The sequence below is a fragment of the Thioclava sp. NG1 genome, from assembly GCF_003122275.1.
Lineage (GTDB): Bacteria > Pseudomonadota > Alphaproteobacteria > Rhodobacterales > Rhodobacteraceae > Thioclava > Thioclava nitratireducens.
In genome coordinates this window covers 166,809-182,765 of record NZ_QFBB01000006.1, presented here as the reverse complement: position 1 = coordinate 182,765, position 15,957 = coordinate 166,809, and the positions used below count along the sequence as shown (strand labels likewise).

At 62.0% G+C, this 15,957-nt stretch carries 17 protein-coding genes; 2 read left to right on the top strand and 15 right to left on the bottom strand.

What is annotated here, in order from left to right:
* The first annotated feature begins 80 nt into the window (after positions 1-80).
* Entirely contained in the window at positions 81-935 is an 855-nt protein-coding gene (locus DEM26_RS13260) for a LytTR family DNA-binding domain-containing protein (protein ID WP_088722939.1), read from the top strand.
* 5 nt (positions 936-940) lie between these two features.
* Here the strand turns inward: DEM26_RS13260 and DEM26_RS13255 are convergent, their stop codons facing one another.
* The 13 genes from DEM26_RS13255 to DEM26_RS13195 all read right to left on the bottom strand — a co-directional run bounded on the left by DEM26_RS13255 (position 941) and on the right by DEM26_RS13195 (position 13,289).
* Positions 941-2,251: an ATPase gene (locus DEM26_RS13255; RefSeq protein ID WP_075775890.1), complete on the bottom strand. Its 1,311-nt coding sequence runs from the start codon at positions 2,249-2,251 to the stop codon at positions 941-943.
* Between the two features lie 140 nt (positions 2,252-2,391).
* Entirely contained in the window at positions 2,392-2,892 is a 501-nt protein-coding gene (locus DEM26_RS13250; protein WP_075775891.1) for a prepilin peptidase, read from the bottom strand.
* A gap of 4 nt (positions 2,893-2,896) precedes the next feature.
* A complete protein-coding gene (locus tag DEM26_RS13245; protein ID WP_109172596.1) occupies positions 2,897-3,769 on the bottom strand; it encodes a tetratricopeptide repeat protein in 873 nt (290 codons plus the stop codon).
* A gap of 27 nt (positions 3,770-3,796) precedes the next feature.
* Positions 3,797-4,366 carry a tetratricopeptide repeat protein gene (locus DEM26_RS13240; protein ID WP_088720374.1) on the bottom strand — a complete coding sequence of 190 codons (570 nt, stop codon included), beginning with the start codon at positions 4,364-4,366 and terminating at the stop codon, positions 3,797-3,799.
* 4 nt (positions 4,367-4,370) lie between these two features.
* Complete coding sequence (locus tag DEM26_RS13235) at positions 4,371-5,378, bottom strand: type II secretion system F family protein (RefSeq protein WP_075775894.1); 1,008 nt, start codon at positions 5,376-5,378, stop codon at positions 4,371-4,373.
* A 10-nt stretch (positions 5,379-5,388) separates the two neighbouring features.
* Entirely contained in the window at positions 5,389-6,348 is a 960-nt protein-coding gene (locus tag DEM26_RS13230; RefSeq protein WP_075775895.1) for a type II secretion system F family protein, read from the bottom strand.
* 12 nt (positions 6,349-6,360) lie between these two features.
* Positions 6,361-7,818: a CpaF family protein gene (locus tag DEM26_RS13225; RefSeq protein ID WP_075775896.1), complete on the bottom strand. Its 1,458-nt coding sequence runs from the start codon at positions 7,816-7,818 to the stop codon at positions 6,361-6,363.
* A 19-nt stretch (positions 7,819-7,837) separates the two neighbouring features.
* Positions 7,838-9,109, bottom strand: coding sequence for an AAA family ATPase (locus DEM26_RS13220; protein WP_109172595.1), 1,272 nt, complete (start codon positions 9,107-9,109; stop codon positions 7,838-7,840).
* A 262-nt stretch (positions 9,110-9,371) separates the two neighbouring features.
* Positions 9,372-10,019: an OmpA family protein gene (locus DEM26_RS13215; RefSeq protein ID WP_075776016.1), complete on the bottom strand. Its 648-nt coding sequence runs from the start codon at positions 10,017-10,019 to the stop codon at positions 9,372-9,374.
* A 17-nt stretch (positions 10,020-10,036) separates the two neighbouring features.
* Positions 10,037-11,428: a type II and III secretion system protein family protein gene (locus tag DEM26_RS13210; RefSeq protein WP_088720370.1), complete on the bottom strand. Its 1,392-nt coding sequence runs from the start codon at positions 11,426-11,428 to the stop codon at positions 10,037-10,039.
* 210 nt (positions 11,429-11,638) lie between these two features.
* Complete coding sequence (gene cpaB / locus DEM26_RS13205; RefSeq protein WP_109172594.1) at positions 11,639-12,508, bottom strand: Flp pilus assembly protein CpaB; 870 nt, start codon at positions 12,506-12,508, stop codon at positions 11,639-11,641.
* A 104-nt stretch (positions 12,509-12,612) separates the two neighbouring features.
* A complete protein-coding gene (locus DEM26_RS13200; RefSeq protein ID WP_088725615.1) occupies positions 12,613-12,840 on the bottom strand; it encodes a hypothetical protein in 228 nt (75 codons plus the stop codon).
* Between the two features lie 206 nt (positions 12,841-13,046).
* Positions 13,047-13,289 carry a hypothetical protein gene (locus DEM26_RS13195; protein WP_088725616.1) on the bottom strand — a complete coding sequence of 81 codons (243 nt, stop codon included), beginning with the start codon at positions 13,287-13,289 and terminating at the stop codon, positions 13,047-13,049.
* 355 nt (positions 13,290-13,644) lie between these two features.
* Here DEM26_RS13195 and DEM26_RS13190 point away from each other — a divergent pair, with 355 nt between their 5' ends.
* Positions 13,645-14,535: a lytic transglycosylase domain-containing protein gene (locus tag DEM26_RS13190; protein ID WP_233243100.1), complete on the top strand. Its 891-nt coding sequence runs from the start codon at positions 13,645-13,647 to the stop codon at positions 14,533-14,535.
* A gap of 35 nt (positions 14,536-14,570) precedes the next feature.
* Here the strand turns inward: DEM26_RS13190 and DEM26_RS13185 are convergent, their stop codons facing one another.
* Positions 14,571-15,200 (bottom strand): CoA transferase subunit B, encoded by a 630-nt coding sequence (locus DEM26_RS13185; protein ID WP_075775901.1) that lies wholly within the window; start codon positions 15,198-15,200, stop codon positions 14,571-14,573.
* A gap of 3 nt (positions 15,201-15,203) precedes the next feature.
* Positions 15,204-15,908, bottom strand: a complete 705-nt coding sequence (locus DEM26_RS13180; RefSeq protein WP_088720366.1) for a CoA transferase subunit A — start codon at positions 15,906-15,908, stop codon at positions 15,204-15,206.
* Positions 15,909-15,957: the final 49 nt, after the last annotated feature.

Below are 15,957 nucleotides of genomic sequence, written 5' to 3'. Positions count from 1 at the left end.
TGGACAGGAGAAAACGGCCTTTGCCGTTGTCGGACCTGTGATGCTTGCGTTACCCAAGCGTCAATTGAGGCGTGGCGGCTATGGCAGGATTCTGGAAGACATATTGGCGGGCGTTGAAGATTCCGGCTCTGCCGGTGATCTGGATCGTCGCATCGCTTTTCGGTGTCGCCGCCGGTCCGTTCAACTCTCTCGAATCCATGTCCTTCGGCGCACGCTTGGTTTTCTGGCCGACCAGTATCGCCGTGGGCATTCTGATAGGCGCGGCAATCCGCATTTTCGTGCGGCGCAAGTTGGGTTTACGCTGTTTCCGATACGAGGCTCCGACCCTCGCGGGTCTCTCGGCTCTCGTGCTGACCGCGCCGCTTTACCTGCTCGTCCTGCTGCTTGCGGAGAAGCCGAATTTCGGCGGGTTCGAGATATTCCACATGGCCGCATATATCTTTGGCCTCTCGATGGCGGGATCAATCCTGCGGCACTGGATGGCGCCCGAGCAGGGGCGCCGGACGCGGTCGCGTGAGATCCATGCCGCTGCTTATCCGACAGAAGCGCCGAGCGGGGCCGATCCGTCGGCCGAGAAAGCTCCGACACGGCCCGCGCCACGTCTGCTCTATCGGCTCGAGCCGGACTTGCGCGCGCCGTTGATCCGGCTTGCGGTGAATGACCACTATGTCGACGTGGTCACCGAGGCCGGGCAGACCAGTCTGCTGATCCGGCTTGCCGATGCGATCGCCGAGACCGAGGGCGCGCCAGGCCTGCAGGTCCATCGCTCGCATTGGGTGGCGCGCGAAGCGGTGCGCGCGATGCGCAAGGAGAAGGGGCGGGTCTTTCTGGAGATGTCCGACGGCGAAGAGGTGCCTGTCTCGCGCACCTACCAGCCGCGCGTCGAGGCTGCGGGCTTCCCGCCTTCCGGAGCGGAGCGGATGGCCGCGCAGTAGCGCCGTCAGTGGACGATCACCTCGTCTTTCACGAACATGTTGTCCCAGGCGCGATCCACCAGCTCCGGTGTCATCTGATAGGGGATGCCCTCGAATTCGCAGATCGAGATCATCTGGTCGATCAAGAAGATCGGCTGATAATTGGCGTAGACATTGTCGATGGTGGGATATTTCACCTTGAGCAGGTGCAGCAGCGCTTTCTCATCCAGTGGCATCTGCCGCTTCTTCGCCACCATCTGGAAGATCTTGAGATAGTCGGATTGGTTCGGCCCGTCGATCTTGATCTTGAAGAAGATACGACGCAGCGCCGCCTTGTCGAAGATATCGTTCGGGTGGAAGTTGGTCGAGAAGATCACCAGCGTGTCGAAGGGCACCTCGAATTTCTCGCCCGACTGAAGCGAGAGGATATCGCGGTTCTCTTCCAGCGGCACGATCCAGCGGTTCACCAGCTTCTGCGGCGGCTCCGCCTGACGGCCAAGGTCGTCCACGATGAAGACGCCGCCCGCCGATTTGAACTGCAGCGGCGCGGTATAGGTGCGCGCGGTCGCGTTGTATTTCAGATCGAGCATGTCGAGCGACAGTTCACCACCGGTAATCACGGTCGGGCGCTCGCAATAGACGTAGCGCTGATCGAACTGCATCCCGCGCTTGCGCAGGGCGGTGGGATCGTCCTCCTCGACGGGGACGGGGGTATGTACGATAGGGTCGTAGACGGTGATGATCTGACCGGCATATTCGACGGCGCGAGGAATGAAGATATTGTCGCCGATCGCGTCGCGGATACCGTTCGAGATCGAGGATTTGCCATTGCCGGGGGGACCGTACATCAGGATCGAGCGCCCCGAGGAGACCGCCGGACCAAGTTGGCCGATCAGGTCGGGCGGCAGGATCAGGTGGCCCATCGCGCCCAGAAGCTGCTGGCGGGTCAGCTGGATGTTGCGGATCGACTGGCGCTTGACCTGCTCGCGATAGATCGTCAGCGGGACAGGCATCGCGCCGTAATATTCCGACTGTGCGAGCGCATCGAGCGCGCGGGCCTTGCCGCTATCGGACAGCTGGAATCCCATCTCGCCGCCGGAATTGGCGTGCAGCGTGCCCATCGCCTCCAGCAGACCGTGCTTGCGGCACATGTCGATCAATTCCTGCACCATGGTAATCGGCAGGCAGACCAGCTTCGACAGCGCGGAGGCCGTGTCCGTATTGGTGCGGAACATCGTCTTCAGGAGGATGTCGCGCATCACCACGACATTTAGCCCCGTTTCCTCCAGCGCGCGCGGCGGGACAGGGGCGATGACATTCGCGGTCATCATGTTCATCTGGCGCATCCTCTCGGCTATACGTCCCGTCTGATCGAAAACGGGGCGAAGATCGGTCCGGGCCAATCTTGCTGGCGATTGTGGCCAAAAGTTGGAAAAACAGGGTAATCGTCGCGATACCTGGTCGGCGGGCCGAACAATCAGCCAAGGGCCGCGAGCAGCAGATACGCCCAGAGCGTGCCTACCAGCGCCAAGCCCATCGGGAAGTCCTTGCGCTTCCAGCTGACCCAGTCGGGGGTCGCGTTCACCACTGCCGGGATTGCACGAAAGATGCGATGCGCAGCGAAGGCGGCCAGCAGGAAGGCGCAGAGCAGGAACATCGTCAGTTGCACGTCGAACAGGTCATGCGAGAAGAATGGCGCGGCGACGGCGGCGAATTTCGCGTCTCCCGCGCCGAAATGCGCGATCTGGTTCAGGATATAGCCGATCGCGAAGACGACGAGCGCATGGGTCCAACGCCATCCATAGACGTCGAGCGGCAGCAGGAGCGGCCCCGCCACCGCAAAGATCAACAGCAGCGCCAGTACCGCCTTGTTGCGGATCTTCATGTATTTGAGGTCGGTAAAGACCACCCAGGCGCAAACCGGGGTGATCAGCACCAGAAAGATCAGCGCCGACAGAGGCGGAGCAAGACCGAGCATTCCGTCAACCCTTCAGCGCGCTCGAGGGTCCCTGATCGAGCGCCTTCAGCGCCCGGTCGGCCTCCGCGAAATATTGCGGATTGGTGTCGATCGCGTCTTGCAGAAGCGTCTTGCCGATATTGACGTCGCCGCGCTTCACCGCCGCGAGACCCGCCGTATAGAGCAATTGCGCCCTCTCGGTCTGGGTCATGTCGATCACGGGCAGGTCGTATTTGCCCTGGCTCGCACGGGCGAGTACGAGGTTGTTCTTCGTGGTGAAGCGCGTCGGGTCGTAGGTGAGCGCTTCCTTGAACAGTCTCTCGGCGCCCGCCGCATCGCCGCGGCTGAGCTTGGAAAAGCCCCAGTTGTTGTAGATGCCCGCGGGCTTCGTGGTCAGGCCCGCCGCGGTCTCGTAGAAGCTGTCGGCCTTCTTCCACTTTTTCTCGCTATCGGCGACCATCGCCTCAAGCCGGTAGCGGTCGTAGGTCTCGTGGGTCGGCGGCACGGTGTCCAGCGTCGCCTTCGCTCCGGACCAGTCATTGGAGCGGATCTGCGCCTCGGCCATCGACACGCGGTCGTCATTGGTCGCGCCCGGCATGGCGATGACCTCCTGCCAGACCTTCACGGCCTGCACCGGCTTCTGAGCGCGCACGAGCGATTTCGCGAGGCCGCGCTTGGCGTCGATCCGGTCGGGGTGGTCGTTGGACAGCCGGGTGAAATAGGTAACGGCCTCGTTCGGGTCGGCGACCGTCAGCATGATGTCGGTGAGGTTGGTCTCGTCGACGGCATTCACGCTTTTCATCGCGCGCGCGACTTCGGCGTCGCTGTTATTGCCCATACAGCCAGAGAGGGTCATCGCGCAGCCAGCCAAGGCTGCCAGAAAGATCGGGTGGCGCATGTTACCTGCGTCCTTTTTGCTCGAGCCTCAGTGCTTCGTCAGCAGCAGGTAGTCACCGACCCCTTTCCTGACGAGCGTGAACTGCTTGTCCTGTGGCGCAGCGTAACCCGGCTCCTCGATTTTTGCGAGCGCCCGCGTGAGGTTTTGCTTGATCGCGTCCGATTGGCCACTGTCCAGCGCGAAGGCCAGTTTGAAGACGCGGGCGGCTTCGGCGTATTTGCCGCGCTCCATCAGAACGACGCCGAGGTTGTTCCACGCCGGCACGAAGGTCCGATCGGCTTCGGTCGCCCGGCGCAGCATCTGTTCCGCCTGGTTGAGACGCCCGAGCTTCAGGTCGGCCGAGCCGACGCCCGAGAGGATTTCCGCCGTGGCGCCATGCTGGCCTGCCGCGCGGTAATAGGCTTTCAGCGCAAGCTCGTATTCGCCCGCTTCCATCAGCCGGTGGCCGACGAGAAGCCCGTCGACCGCCTCCGCTCCGGGTTTGGTGCCGGGGGCGAAAGCGCCCCGTTTCTCAGCCGAAAGGCCGCCCGGGTTACAGGCGGCCAGTGCGGTTACTGTCAGCGCGGCCAGTATCAGGCCGCGGCGCTTTGGGATCATGCCGTCAAATGCCCATATTCTTGAAGTTCTCAAGCATATCATGGATCGACGGGCCAACAAGAATGATCAGAAGCGGCGGCACGGTGAACATCATCGTGCCCAGCGTCATCTTGGTCGGGATCTTGTTGGCGGCTTCCTCGGCACGCATGATCCGCTTGTCGCGCATGTCGGCGGCATAGAGGCGCAGGGCCTCTGCGATCGAGGTGCCGAATTGCTGCGACTGAATCATCACGGTCACAAAACTCGCGATATCCGGCACGCCCGAGCGTTCGCCGAAATTGCGCAGCACGGTCGCCTTGTCGAGACCGGCCTTGATCTCGTGCGCGACCATTGCGAATTCTTCCGACAGTGCCGGGTAGGATTTGTTCAGCTCTTTCGAGACGCGGATGATCCCCTGATCGAGGGACTGGCCCGCCTCGACGCAGACGAGGAGCATGTCGAGCGCATCGGGGAAGCCGTTCTGCATCTCGTCGGTGCGCGCTGCCACGCGCTTGTTCACCCAGTATTTCGGGCCGTAATAGCCCACGCCGCCGGGCCCGAGCACCCAGAGCACGGTGCCCAGCATCCCCATCGCCTGCCCTTCGGGCGCGCTGGAGTTGTAGAGCACGACATAGAGCGAGCCGAGCGCGAGCAGGCCGATGCCAGCCGCGAACTGAACCGCGTGGAAGGTGCGCACCGCATTCGGACCGCGATAGCCGGCCGATTGCAGCCATTTGCGCGACTCCGACAGTTCCTCGGCATTTTGCGGTTCGAGGAAGGCCGCGTATTTCTGCAGTTTGTCGTTCTGCGTGTCGCGCAGCTTCTGGCTGGGGCTGTCGTTGTTCGTGCTGGGTGCCTGACGCGGCGGGCGCGGGGCATTGCCACGGATCTTGTCAAAGGGGTCTTCGCGCTTCTTCAGGAGCGCGGGGACTGCAGCGAGCACGAGAAGCCCGCCAAGTCCTGCGAGCGCCATCATCGGACCCATCGGCCCGAGCGCATCGATCAGCATCTGGTTGATGGCAGCGAAATCCATTGGGCTCTCCTCAGACCTTGATGGTTGTCATGACCTTCATGAAGATCACGTTGGCGCCGAGCAGCAGGAACACCACGATCGCGGCCGGAATGAAGGCGGCGGTCGTTTTGACCTCGTCGTAATAGTCGGGCGAGACGACCTGAATGATCACCATCACCACGACGGGGAAGGCCGAGAGGAAGATGCCCGACCAGCGCGGCTCCGCGGTAATCGCTTTCACCCTGCGGAACAGCCGGAAGCGTGAGCGGATCACCTTGGACAGACCGTCGAGAACCTCTGCGAGGTTCCCGCCCGAGGTCTGCTGGATCGACACGGCGACCGCGAGGAAGCGCAGATCCTGCATGTCGAGCCGTTCAGCCATTTCCGAGATCGCCTCGGCCACATTGCGACCGTAGGCCGCCTCGTCGGCGATGATGCCGAATTCGGTGCCCAGCGGATCGGGGATCTCGCGCGCGACCGCCTGGATCGCGGAGGGCAGGGGGTGGCCGACGCGAAGCGAGCGCACCATCAGTTCCACCGCGTCGGGTAGCTGCTCCTCCATCAGGGCCATGCGTTTCTTGGCCTTCGAGTTGACCCAGAAATAAACGCCGCCCACGCCCATGAACAGCGCGAGGAAGATGCGGATGAAGATGCCGGCATCCGAGCTCAGCGTGAGTGCCATGAAGGCGGCGAAGCAGGCGAAGGCCATGATGCCGATCAGCGCCATCGGCGAGAACGCGATGTTGCCCTTCTGCGCCTTGTCTGCCAACAGCGAATAGAGCGGGATCGAGCGCGCGTCGCTATGCTGCGACGCTTCCTTGCGCAGACGCTCCAGCACCTCTTCGCGCCGTTCGCCCTTGTTGAGCATCTCGAGGCGGCGATTGACCCGCTTGTTGAGCGAGATCGATTTGCCGAAGACCAGCAGGTAGACGCCTTCGACGAGCAGCAGAACCGCGACGAAGATCAGCAGGTAGATAATGGGGGTCGCCATGGCGGAGTGTCCTTAGTCCTGCACGGGTTCGTAGATCGACGCCGGCAGGTCGTAGCCCCATTGCCGGAACCGATCGGAATAATGAGAGCGCACGCCGGTCGCGGTGAAGCGGCCGATGATCTTGCCGTCGGGGGCAAGCCCGAGACGCTCGTAGCGGAAGACTTCCTGCATCGAGATCACGTCGCCTTCCATGCCGGTGATTTCGGTGACCGAAACCATGCGGCGCGAGCCGTCCTGCAGACGCGAGGCCTGCACGATCAGGTTCACAGCCGAAGCGATCTGGCTGCGCATCGCCTTCATCGGCATCTCGATGCCCGACATCGAGATCATGTTCTCCAGACGCGCCACGCCATCGCGGGCGGAGTTCGCGTGAATTGTGGTCATCGAGCCGTCGTGGCCCGTGTTCATGGCCTGCAGCATGTCGATGACTTCCTCGCCGCGCGTTTCGCCGACGATGATCCGGTCGGGACGCATCCGCAGCGCGTTCCTGAGACAGTCGCGCTGGGTGACCGCACCCTTGCCTTCGACGTTCGGCGGGCGGCTTTCCATCCGGCCCACATGGGTCTGTTGCAGCTGAAGTTCCGCCGTATCCTCGATCGTCAGGATGCGCTCGGAGTTGTCGATGAATGAGGAAAGCGCGTTCAGGGTCGTCGTTTTACCTGAACCCGTCCCGCCCGAGACGATCACGTTGAGACGGGTCGCGACGGCGGCTTGCAGATAGGCCGCGATTTCCTCGGTGAAGGCGCCGTAACTGACGAGATCGTCAATCCCCAGCTTGTCCTTCTTGAACTTACGAATGGAGACGAGCGAGCCGTCCACCGCGATCGGCGGCACCATCGCGTTGAAGCGCGAGCCATCGGCGAGACGCGCGTCCACATAAGGGTTCGATTCATCGACGCGCCGGCCCACGGCCGACACGATCTTGTCGATGATGCGCAGCAGGTGGCGTTCGTCCTTGAAGGTGATGTCGCTCAGTTCGAGCTTGCCATTGCGCTCGATGAAGATCTGCTGCGGGCCGTTCACGAGAATATCGTTGACGGTGTCGTCCTTCAGAAGCGGCTCGAGCGGACCGAGCCCCATGACCTCGTCGTAAAGCTCTTGTTGCAGCGCCTGGCGGTCCTGCGCGTTAAGCGCGACCGAAAGCTCGGTCATCGCCTCGGCGGTGATGTCGGCGATCTCGGCGCGCAGCTCGCGTTCGGAGGCGTGCTCAAGTGCGGCGAGGTTCAGGTTCTCCAGCAGCCGCTTGTGCAGCTCCACCTTGAGTTCCTGAAGGCGCTGTTTGCGTTTCTTTTCCTTGTCGACGGCCACCGGGTCGGCAGCAACCTTCGCTGGGCCCATCTTGCGATGGACCACCTGCGTCTTCGGCGCAGCGTCGATCGGCGGCGGCTTGGCGGCACCGGGCACGGGCGGCGGGGGGGCGGCCTTGCCGTTGGTGGGCTTTGCCCCGTCTTTCTTGTAGCGCGAAAACATCTGGACGTGTCCTTTCGGGTCAGGCGGCTGCTTCGACGGCTTCGTTCAGCTCCACCAGCGAGCCGGCGAGCTTCTGGAATTCCTTGCGTAGCGGCACTTTCGGTGCCGAGAGCGCCAGTGGCAGCCCGTGATCGTTGGCCTGAGTGATCTGCTTGCCGCCATCGCTCATCAGCAGCTCGAGCGAGATATCGAGGCTCTCGGCCAGTCGCTTCACGCGGGCCTTGCCGTTGAGATCGGTGAATTTCGGCGCGCGATTGAGCACGTAACGCAGCTTCTCGGTCGGCAGCCCCTCGGACTTCAGCGCCCGCTGCATCCGCAGCACGTTCTGGGCCGAGCGCATGTCCAGCTCGATCAGCGCGAAGTAGAGATGGGCCTTGTTCAGCACCGTCTCGGTCCAGCTGACCACGGTCGAGGGCATGTCGATCACGACGAAATCGTAATGTGCCCGCGCCATGTCGATCAGGCGCTCCAGATCGTCGCCGCTCAGAAGGTCCAGCGGCAGCATGTCGGTCGGCGCGGTCAGCACGTCGAGCTTGTCGTTGAAGCTGAGCATCGCCTGTCGGAAGGTCTCTTTGTCCATATGCTCGGTATCGGCGAGCATTTCGTAGATCACCTCGCGGCGCGGCAGGTCGAGATAAGTCGCGGCGGCGCCGAATTGCAGGTCGAGATCGAGCAGGCAGACTTTCGGCGAGGTCGACGGGGCTTTCTTCTTCTTCTTTTTACCGTCGTGGATCGTCGCCATTTCCCAGGCGAGGTTCACCGCGAAGGTGCTTGCACCGACGCCACCGGACAGGCCGTGAACCGGGAGGACGACACCATCGTGGTTGCCGGTCGCCGCAAAGGTCGGCGCGTGGACGGGGGGCGCGGCTTCGACCGGCGGGGCGGCTTGGCCAAGACGCTCGATCGCGTCGTGCAGCGCGCCTTCGGGAAGCGGGTAGGGGACGAAATCATCCGCGCCGAGCCGCAACAGTTGATGCAGCGCGATCGGGCTGACCTCATCGGCGATCAGGATGACGCGGATGTTGCGGTCCTTCGCCTCGGTGATGATGCCGGAAATCTTGGTCAGCTCGTCCTCGTCTTCGCCATTGACGGCGATCGCGATGAACTCGAGCTGTTCCGCGTCGGGCTGGCCGAGGAAGATGACCGCTTCATCGAAGGTCAGATCGCCCCAGCTTTCGCCGAGCTCGGTTTCCATATCCTCGATCAGCAGATCGAAATTCGACACATCGCGGGACACGGTGCACGCCTGGATCGGGGCCGGCTCCGAAGTCATGATAGCTGCTGCAGTCATTGCCTCTGTCCTCTTTTTCGTGACCCGTGGCGCGGTTCGGTTAACTCTGTTCATACGCCGCGGACCGGACGCGACTCGCTGGACGCGCCTATTCCGTCGAGGCTCAATCTCGTTTCTAATCTGGGCGACATTGGGGCCAGACTGTTTCAATTGTGGGATATTGAGAGACGATAAAGAAAAACGGCGGGCTTTGTTGAAAGCGCCCGCCGTCTATGGGTCTCATTTGCCGAAATGTTGCGACAAGGTTAGCGAATTCAGTGGCTTAGTTGCCGCCGCCGCTATTGTTGTTGCCGCCGCCGGCTGTCGCCGAGGCGATATAGTCGCGATAGATTACCGCCGCGTATTTTCCGTCGAGCAGCATAGGCCGGCCCTTGGTCACGAAGCCGGAGACCTCGGTGACGGTGCGGCGATTCTGCGCGTTCGGAGCCTGCGTGTAGACAAGCGGATGCGTTTCGCCGAAGGAAACGACCGCCTCCAGCCGCGCGCGGGAGATGCCTTGCGACACGAGGAAATTCACCACCGCGCGGGCGCGTCGCATCCCCAAGGCCTTGTTGTAGGCGTCGGAGCCTACGAGGTCGGTATGCCCATAGACCCGGAAGCGTACCTCCGGGTTCTGCCGGATCCAGTTCGCCTGCATCAGCAGCGCATTGCGCGCCTGCGCATCGAGCACCGAGGAGTTGAAGGCGAAATGCACCGTGTTCGGCACGTCGGCGGCGAATTTGCGCGTCATGTTGATGACGTAGCTTTGATTGCCGCTCATCATCGCCTGGTTCTGCGCGATCGCGGAGCCGAATCCGAGGGAGCCTTCCGTGGTCGAGCCGACCTCGGAGTTGAAGACCTTGGTGCCTTCGGAACAGCCCGCCAGCAGAGCCACGGTTCCGACGGTGATCGCGAGGGTGCGCAGTTTCATGTTCCCAGCCATCTCGCTCACTCCATCACATAGCCATAGGACCCGGAGAAGTCCTGCTTGGCGACTTCCGCGGCAGGACCCTTCTGCGGTGCTCGACCGCCCGAGGTTCTGCCGTTGAGGAACAGCTCGGACTCGGTTGGCGGCTTCAGGCGATCCGTAGGCAGCACCAGCGTGTCGCCCTTCACGGGCGAGACCAGATGCGGCGTGACGATGATCACCAGTTCGGACTGCTTGCGTTCGAACTCGGTCGAACGGAACAGCGCGCCGAGCACCGGCACATCGCCGAGCCACGGGATCTGCCCCACGGAATCGTTGAAGTCGTCCTGCAGCAGACCCGCGATCGCGAAACTCTCGCCATCACGCATCTCGACGGTGGTCGAGGTCGAGCGCTTCTTGAAGGCGCTGACGTTGAAGGTCCCGCTCGTGTAACCGTTCGCCGTGTCGATCGAGGAGACAGAGGCGGCGATTTCGAGGTTGATCACGTCACCATCGACGACGCGCGGGGTGAAGGACATCTCGACGCCGAAGGGCTTGTACTGGATCGAGACGTCACCGTTGTTGAGCACCGGAATCGGGTATTCGCCACCGGCGAGGAAATCCGCGGACTGACCGGAAAGCGCGGTGAGATTGGGTTCCGCAAGGGTGCGAACCACGCCTTTGTTCTCAAGCGCCTGAATGAGAACGCCCAGCTGGAAGGTCCCTCGGGTCAGGCCGATGCCGATCCCGTTCTCGTAGCTCTGCGAGGCAGCGTTCGAGGCGGTCGTTGTGGTGCCCCCGAAGCCAGCCCCCGCGCCCAAGCCTCCGTTCGGACCGAGGCTGGCATTGATCGAGGAGCTGAGGCTTTTCGCGACCGAGCGCTGCATCTCTGCGAAGCGCACTTTCAGCATCACCTGCTGCGTACCGCCCACCATCATCAGGTTCGATACGCGGTCGGGCGCGTAGCGATTGGCCAGTTCCAACGCGCGGCTGAGTTTCTGTGCCGAGGAGACAGTGCCCGACAGCACGATACCGTCATTCGCGGTGCGGACCTGGATGTTTTCGCCGGGCAGGATCTGCTTGAGGCGTTCCTTGAACTCCGCGAGGTCCGGGGTCACCTGAACGTCGACATTGGAGATCAGCTTGCCGTCAGCGCCGAGGATCGTCAGCGTCGTCCGGCCCGGAACCTTGCCGAGCACATAGATCGAGCGGTCCGAAAGGGTCTGGATGTCCGCGATGCCAGGGTTGGCGATCGAGAGTTCCGAGAACGGCGTGTCGCTTTCCACGACCACCGCACGGTTGAGCGGAACGGTCAGCGGCGCTTGAGTGGCGCCGGACATGATCCGCAACGTGTCTGCCTGCACCGGGCCCATCGCCGCGATGCTCAACGCCATGCCACATAGGCAGGCCTGCATCAAAGTTCTAAATTTCATCTGTGACCCTGCCTCTCCGATCACGCCACTCGCAAATCTTCTGCCTGCTTAGGGACTGTTATGGTCCATTATTGCGGGAAAGAATGCGGCAAGACCTGTTTTTTTGCAAGAATCAATGGATTGAGCGTCGTTCTTGATGTGGAAAACGTGTCACATATGAAAGCGGGGCCCCGTAGAGCCCCGCGCAAGCGACTGATATTTGTCATTTATTTAATTCGTGCAGGGGATCGGCGTCTCGATGACTTCCGTGCCCTTGCGGGTCTTGATCGTGCAAACCTGCGCTTTTTCGACCTGTTTGACTTCTTCTTTCTTGATGCCAAGCAGCTCATCGCGGTTGATTTCGATCTGGCCGAGTTGCGCGCTGTTCTCCAAACCGACGAGCGAAAGGGTCAGGCGACCGGTGTTCTGCGCGAGCGTCAGGGCCGCGACCTGCTCGGGGCTGACTTCCGCCGTGACCGAGCGCGCGATCTGGGTCGCGCTGGTGCGGTCGGGATCGGTGCTCTGGTCGATCGCGATCAGTTTCAGGTTGCTGTCGATCAGCTTCGTGACGGGTTCGCCGTTGATTGAGCCGGACCAGTAGACATCGACAAAATCTCCCGGACGCAGGAAACCCGAAACTGCCGAAGTCGACGAAACTTGGATAGTGAAGGCGCGGCGTCCGTCAGGAAGGCTCGCCATGATGCCCGCGTTCTCGCCCGGTTGGGTGACACGCGACGCCAGAATGACTTCTCGCGGCGAAATCTCACGCATGGAGGCGCGCTTGCGCGTTTCGCCTTCAAGGAAGACAGCCCTCTTGGCCTCTTCGGTGCCGGGTTTTGCGGAGATCCTGTCGAAAGCATATTTCGGCACGGCATTTGCCTGCACCTTGATCACGGCGAGATCTTCCGGGCCGAAATGCTCGCCGTATTTGAGCGGTTTCCGCGCGACGACGACATCGGCGAGCTTGGGGGCATTCTTCTGCATCTCGGCCAATTGATCGCGTTCCGCCTGGAACTGCGCGATCTGTCCCTGCGCCATCATCACGGCGACACCAGCGAGGCCGACACCGGCCACGAGGAAAAGAACAAAAATCAGTCGCATCGCTTCTTCCTTCTGTTGTCTGATCGGCGACAATCCTGTGAATAGAGCCGCTTATTACAGATCAAAGTGGCGAAAACTTGGCGCATCCGCAGCACTGGTGAGTATCAGCCCTCGTCGTCGGCGAGTTCGTCGGCCGTGAAGGCAGGGGTAACTTCCTGCTTGTCGATATATTTTGCGATCTTGCCAGAAGTGCCGGCGGTCTGGGTCCAGATCATGGCAGTCGCCATGAAACCCAAAGCGACCAGCGATGCCGTGAGCACGACCCAATCGACCGTTACGGCGCCATCTTCCCCACGAAGTACTTTCTTCAAATTGAAAATCAGTTTGTTCATTTCTGTGTCTCGACTTTCTCAACGGGACCTTTGGTGAAAACTTGGCGGGAGGGAGTGGCGGAAATTGGGCGGTCGCGGGGTATTTTCTGCAACCTGGCGCGCCTGCTGTGCGCGACGCGTTAGTTCAGATTGCATGAGCCCGCGATTTGAAATGATGAGACCGCCCGGGAAGGGGCGGTCTCTGCATCTTCCGACTGAGCCGGAAATTACTGCGGCAGGTAGCCGTCAGCTTGACCAGCGGTGACTTCGTCAGCGGTGAAGGCCTCGGTCACTTCTGCGCCGTCGAGGTAGCTTGCGATCTTGCCCGACAGGCCAGCGGTCTGGGTGCGGACCAGGGCCAGGGCGGCGGCGCCGAGGCCGACGACGGCAGCGGTCAGCACAACCCAGTCAACGGTCACAGCGCCGTCTTCTTCGTCGTGGAACTTTTTGAGTTTGAAGAATTTCATCATGGTGTCTCTCCTAAGGTTTGTCTCTGCCCCGCAATCTCGGTTGGCGTCCGTGCCGGTTTCCGTCTCGCGGTATGGGGACATATGGCCTCCGGAACGTGGCGCGATTTGGGCGCATCGCAGGCGATTTCGCGAAAATGGAAATTCAGGCTGACGCGCAATCTAACCCATTGTGAAATAATGAAATAAAAATCCAAATTTTTTGGAACATTTGCATTTTGCGTCAGGATTCCGGTCATCACACCGCGATTCGTGGGACTCAAAGGGGCGGATTTTCTGGAATTTTTCTGGGTTTTCAGGGATAGTCGGGCCAAAGCGGCCCTCGAGAGCCGCGCGAGGCAGTGAGCAGGTGGCGCAGATGCGCAAGGTTTTCGCAGGGATTCTCTGCAGTGCGATGGTGGCCGTGGTCGCGCCCGTGGGGGCGGAGCCCGCAGCCCCCCTCTTCAAGAGCGTGAAGCCCAAGACGGTCAAACCGCCCGCGCCCGGCACCAAACGCTTCATCACCATCCAGATCGATCCCGAGGAACAGAAGCGCCAGCTTGCCGCGATGGCGAAGCAGCCCTGGGAGCCGGAAACGGCGCCTCCCGCGGACGACAGCGCGACGGGCGATGCTCCGGCCTCTACGCCGACGCCGCGCGTGCCGGCGCATTACGCGTGGTACTGGAACAAGGTCTCGCCGCGTCTGGGCCAGCGAGCGGGGCGGTTCGATCAGGCGATTTCCGCTCTGTCGCAAGGGCCGAAAGGTACGCGGGTGCGCGAGCCGCGGCTCAACGATCTGGCGAAGATTGCACGGGCGCATGGCACCGATATCCTGCGTTCGACCATCGGGACCGAGGTCTCGCCAGCGCTGGTGCTGGCGATGATCGCGGTGGAATCGGGCGGGCGGCATGACGCGCAAAGCCATGCAGGGGCCGTGGGGCTGATGCAGCTGATCCCAGCGACCGCAGAGCGGTTCGACGTCGAAGACAGCAAGGACCCGGCGCAGAACATCGCGGGCGGGGTGAGCTATCTCGACTGGCTGATGAAGGAATTCGACCGCGATCCGCTGATGGTCATCGCCGCCTACAACGCGGGCGAGAACGCGGTGAAGCGCAATGACGGCGTGCCGCCCTATGCGGAGACGCGCGACTACGTGCCTAAGGTGCTGGCGGCGTGGAACGTGGCGCGGGGGCTCTGTGCGACGCGCCCGCAGCTGGTGAGCGACGGTTGCGTTTTCCGGGTCACCCAAATGGCAAAGAGCGGCCCCTGAAGGCCGCTCTTTCCGTAACTAACCTATGGAGGCGATCAGTTGACGATCGTCGCCTCGGTCGCTTCGCGGATCTCGTCCTCGGTGACGCCCTCGGCGCATTCGACGATCTTCAGCCCGCCCTCGACCACATCGAGGACACCGAGATTGGTGATGATGCGGTTGACGACGCCGGTGCCGGTCAGCGGCAGGGTGCATTCCTTCAGCAGTTTGCTGTCGCCATGCTTGTTGGTGTGATCCATCACGACGATGACGCGCTTCACGCCCGCCACGAGGTCCATCGCGCCGCCCATGCCCTTCACCAGCTTGCCGGGGATCATCCAGTTCGCCAGATCGCCATTCTCGGCCACTTCCATCGCGCCGAGGATCGCCATCGCGATCTTGCCGCCACGGATCATCCCAAAGCTCATCGCGCTGTCGAAATAGACCGTGTTGGGCAGTTCGGTGATCGTCTGCTTGCCAGCGTTGATCAGGTCGGGATCCTCTTCGCCCTCATAGGGGAAGGGGCCCATGCCCAGCATGCCGTTCTCCGATTGCAGCGTGACGTGCACGCCCTCGGGGATGAAGTTCGGGACCAGCGTCGGGATGCCGATGCCGAGGTTCACATAGGTGCCGTCTTCAAGCTCCTGCGCCGCGCGGGCGGCCATCTGATTTCTATCCCATGCCATGGGTCAGGCCTCCTTCTTTTCGCGGGTGGTGACTTTCTCGATGCGCTTCTCATGTTCGCCCTGGATCAGGCGGTGCACGTAGATGCCGGGCAGGTGGATGCAGTCAGGGTCGAGCGAGCCCACGGGCACGATCTCTTCGACTTCCATCACGCAGACCTTGCCGCACATCGCCGCCGGTGGGTTGAAGTTGCGGGCCGTCTTGCGGAACACAGCGTTGCCAGTCTCATCCGCTTTCCACGCCTTCACAATGGAGACGTCAGCGAAGATGCCCTCTTCGAGGATGTAGTGCTCGCCGTTGAACACCTTCACCTCTTTGCCTTCGGCGATCTGGGTGCCGTAGCCGGTCTTGGTGTAGAAGCCGGGGATGCCGTGGCCGGCGGCGCGCATGCGCTCTGCCAGAGTGCCCTGCGGGTTGAATTCCAGCTCGAGTTCGCCGCTCAGATACTGGCGCATGAACTCGGCGTTCTCGCCCACGTAAGACGACATCATCTTCTTGATCTGCTTCGTGTCGAGCAGCTTGCCGAGGCCGAACCCGTCCACGCCGCAATTGTTCGACGCGACGGTGATGTCCTTGACCTTGCTCTCGACCAGCGCGTCGATCAGCATTTCAGGGATGCCGCAGAGGCCGAAGCCGCCTGCCGCGATCAGCATTCCGTCGAAGAGAAGCCCGTCGAGAGCCTCCTTCGCGGAACCGTAAATCTTGTTCATGGATATCCTCCGCTCATATGCGCGTGAAGATGACGCCGGGGCGGAGGGG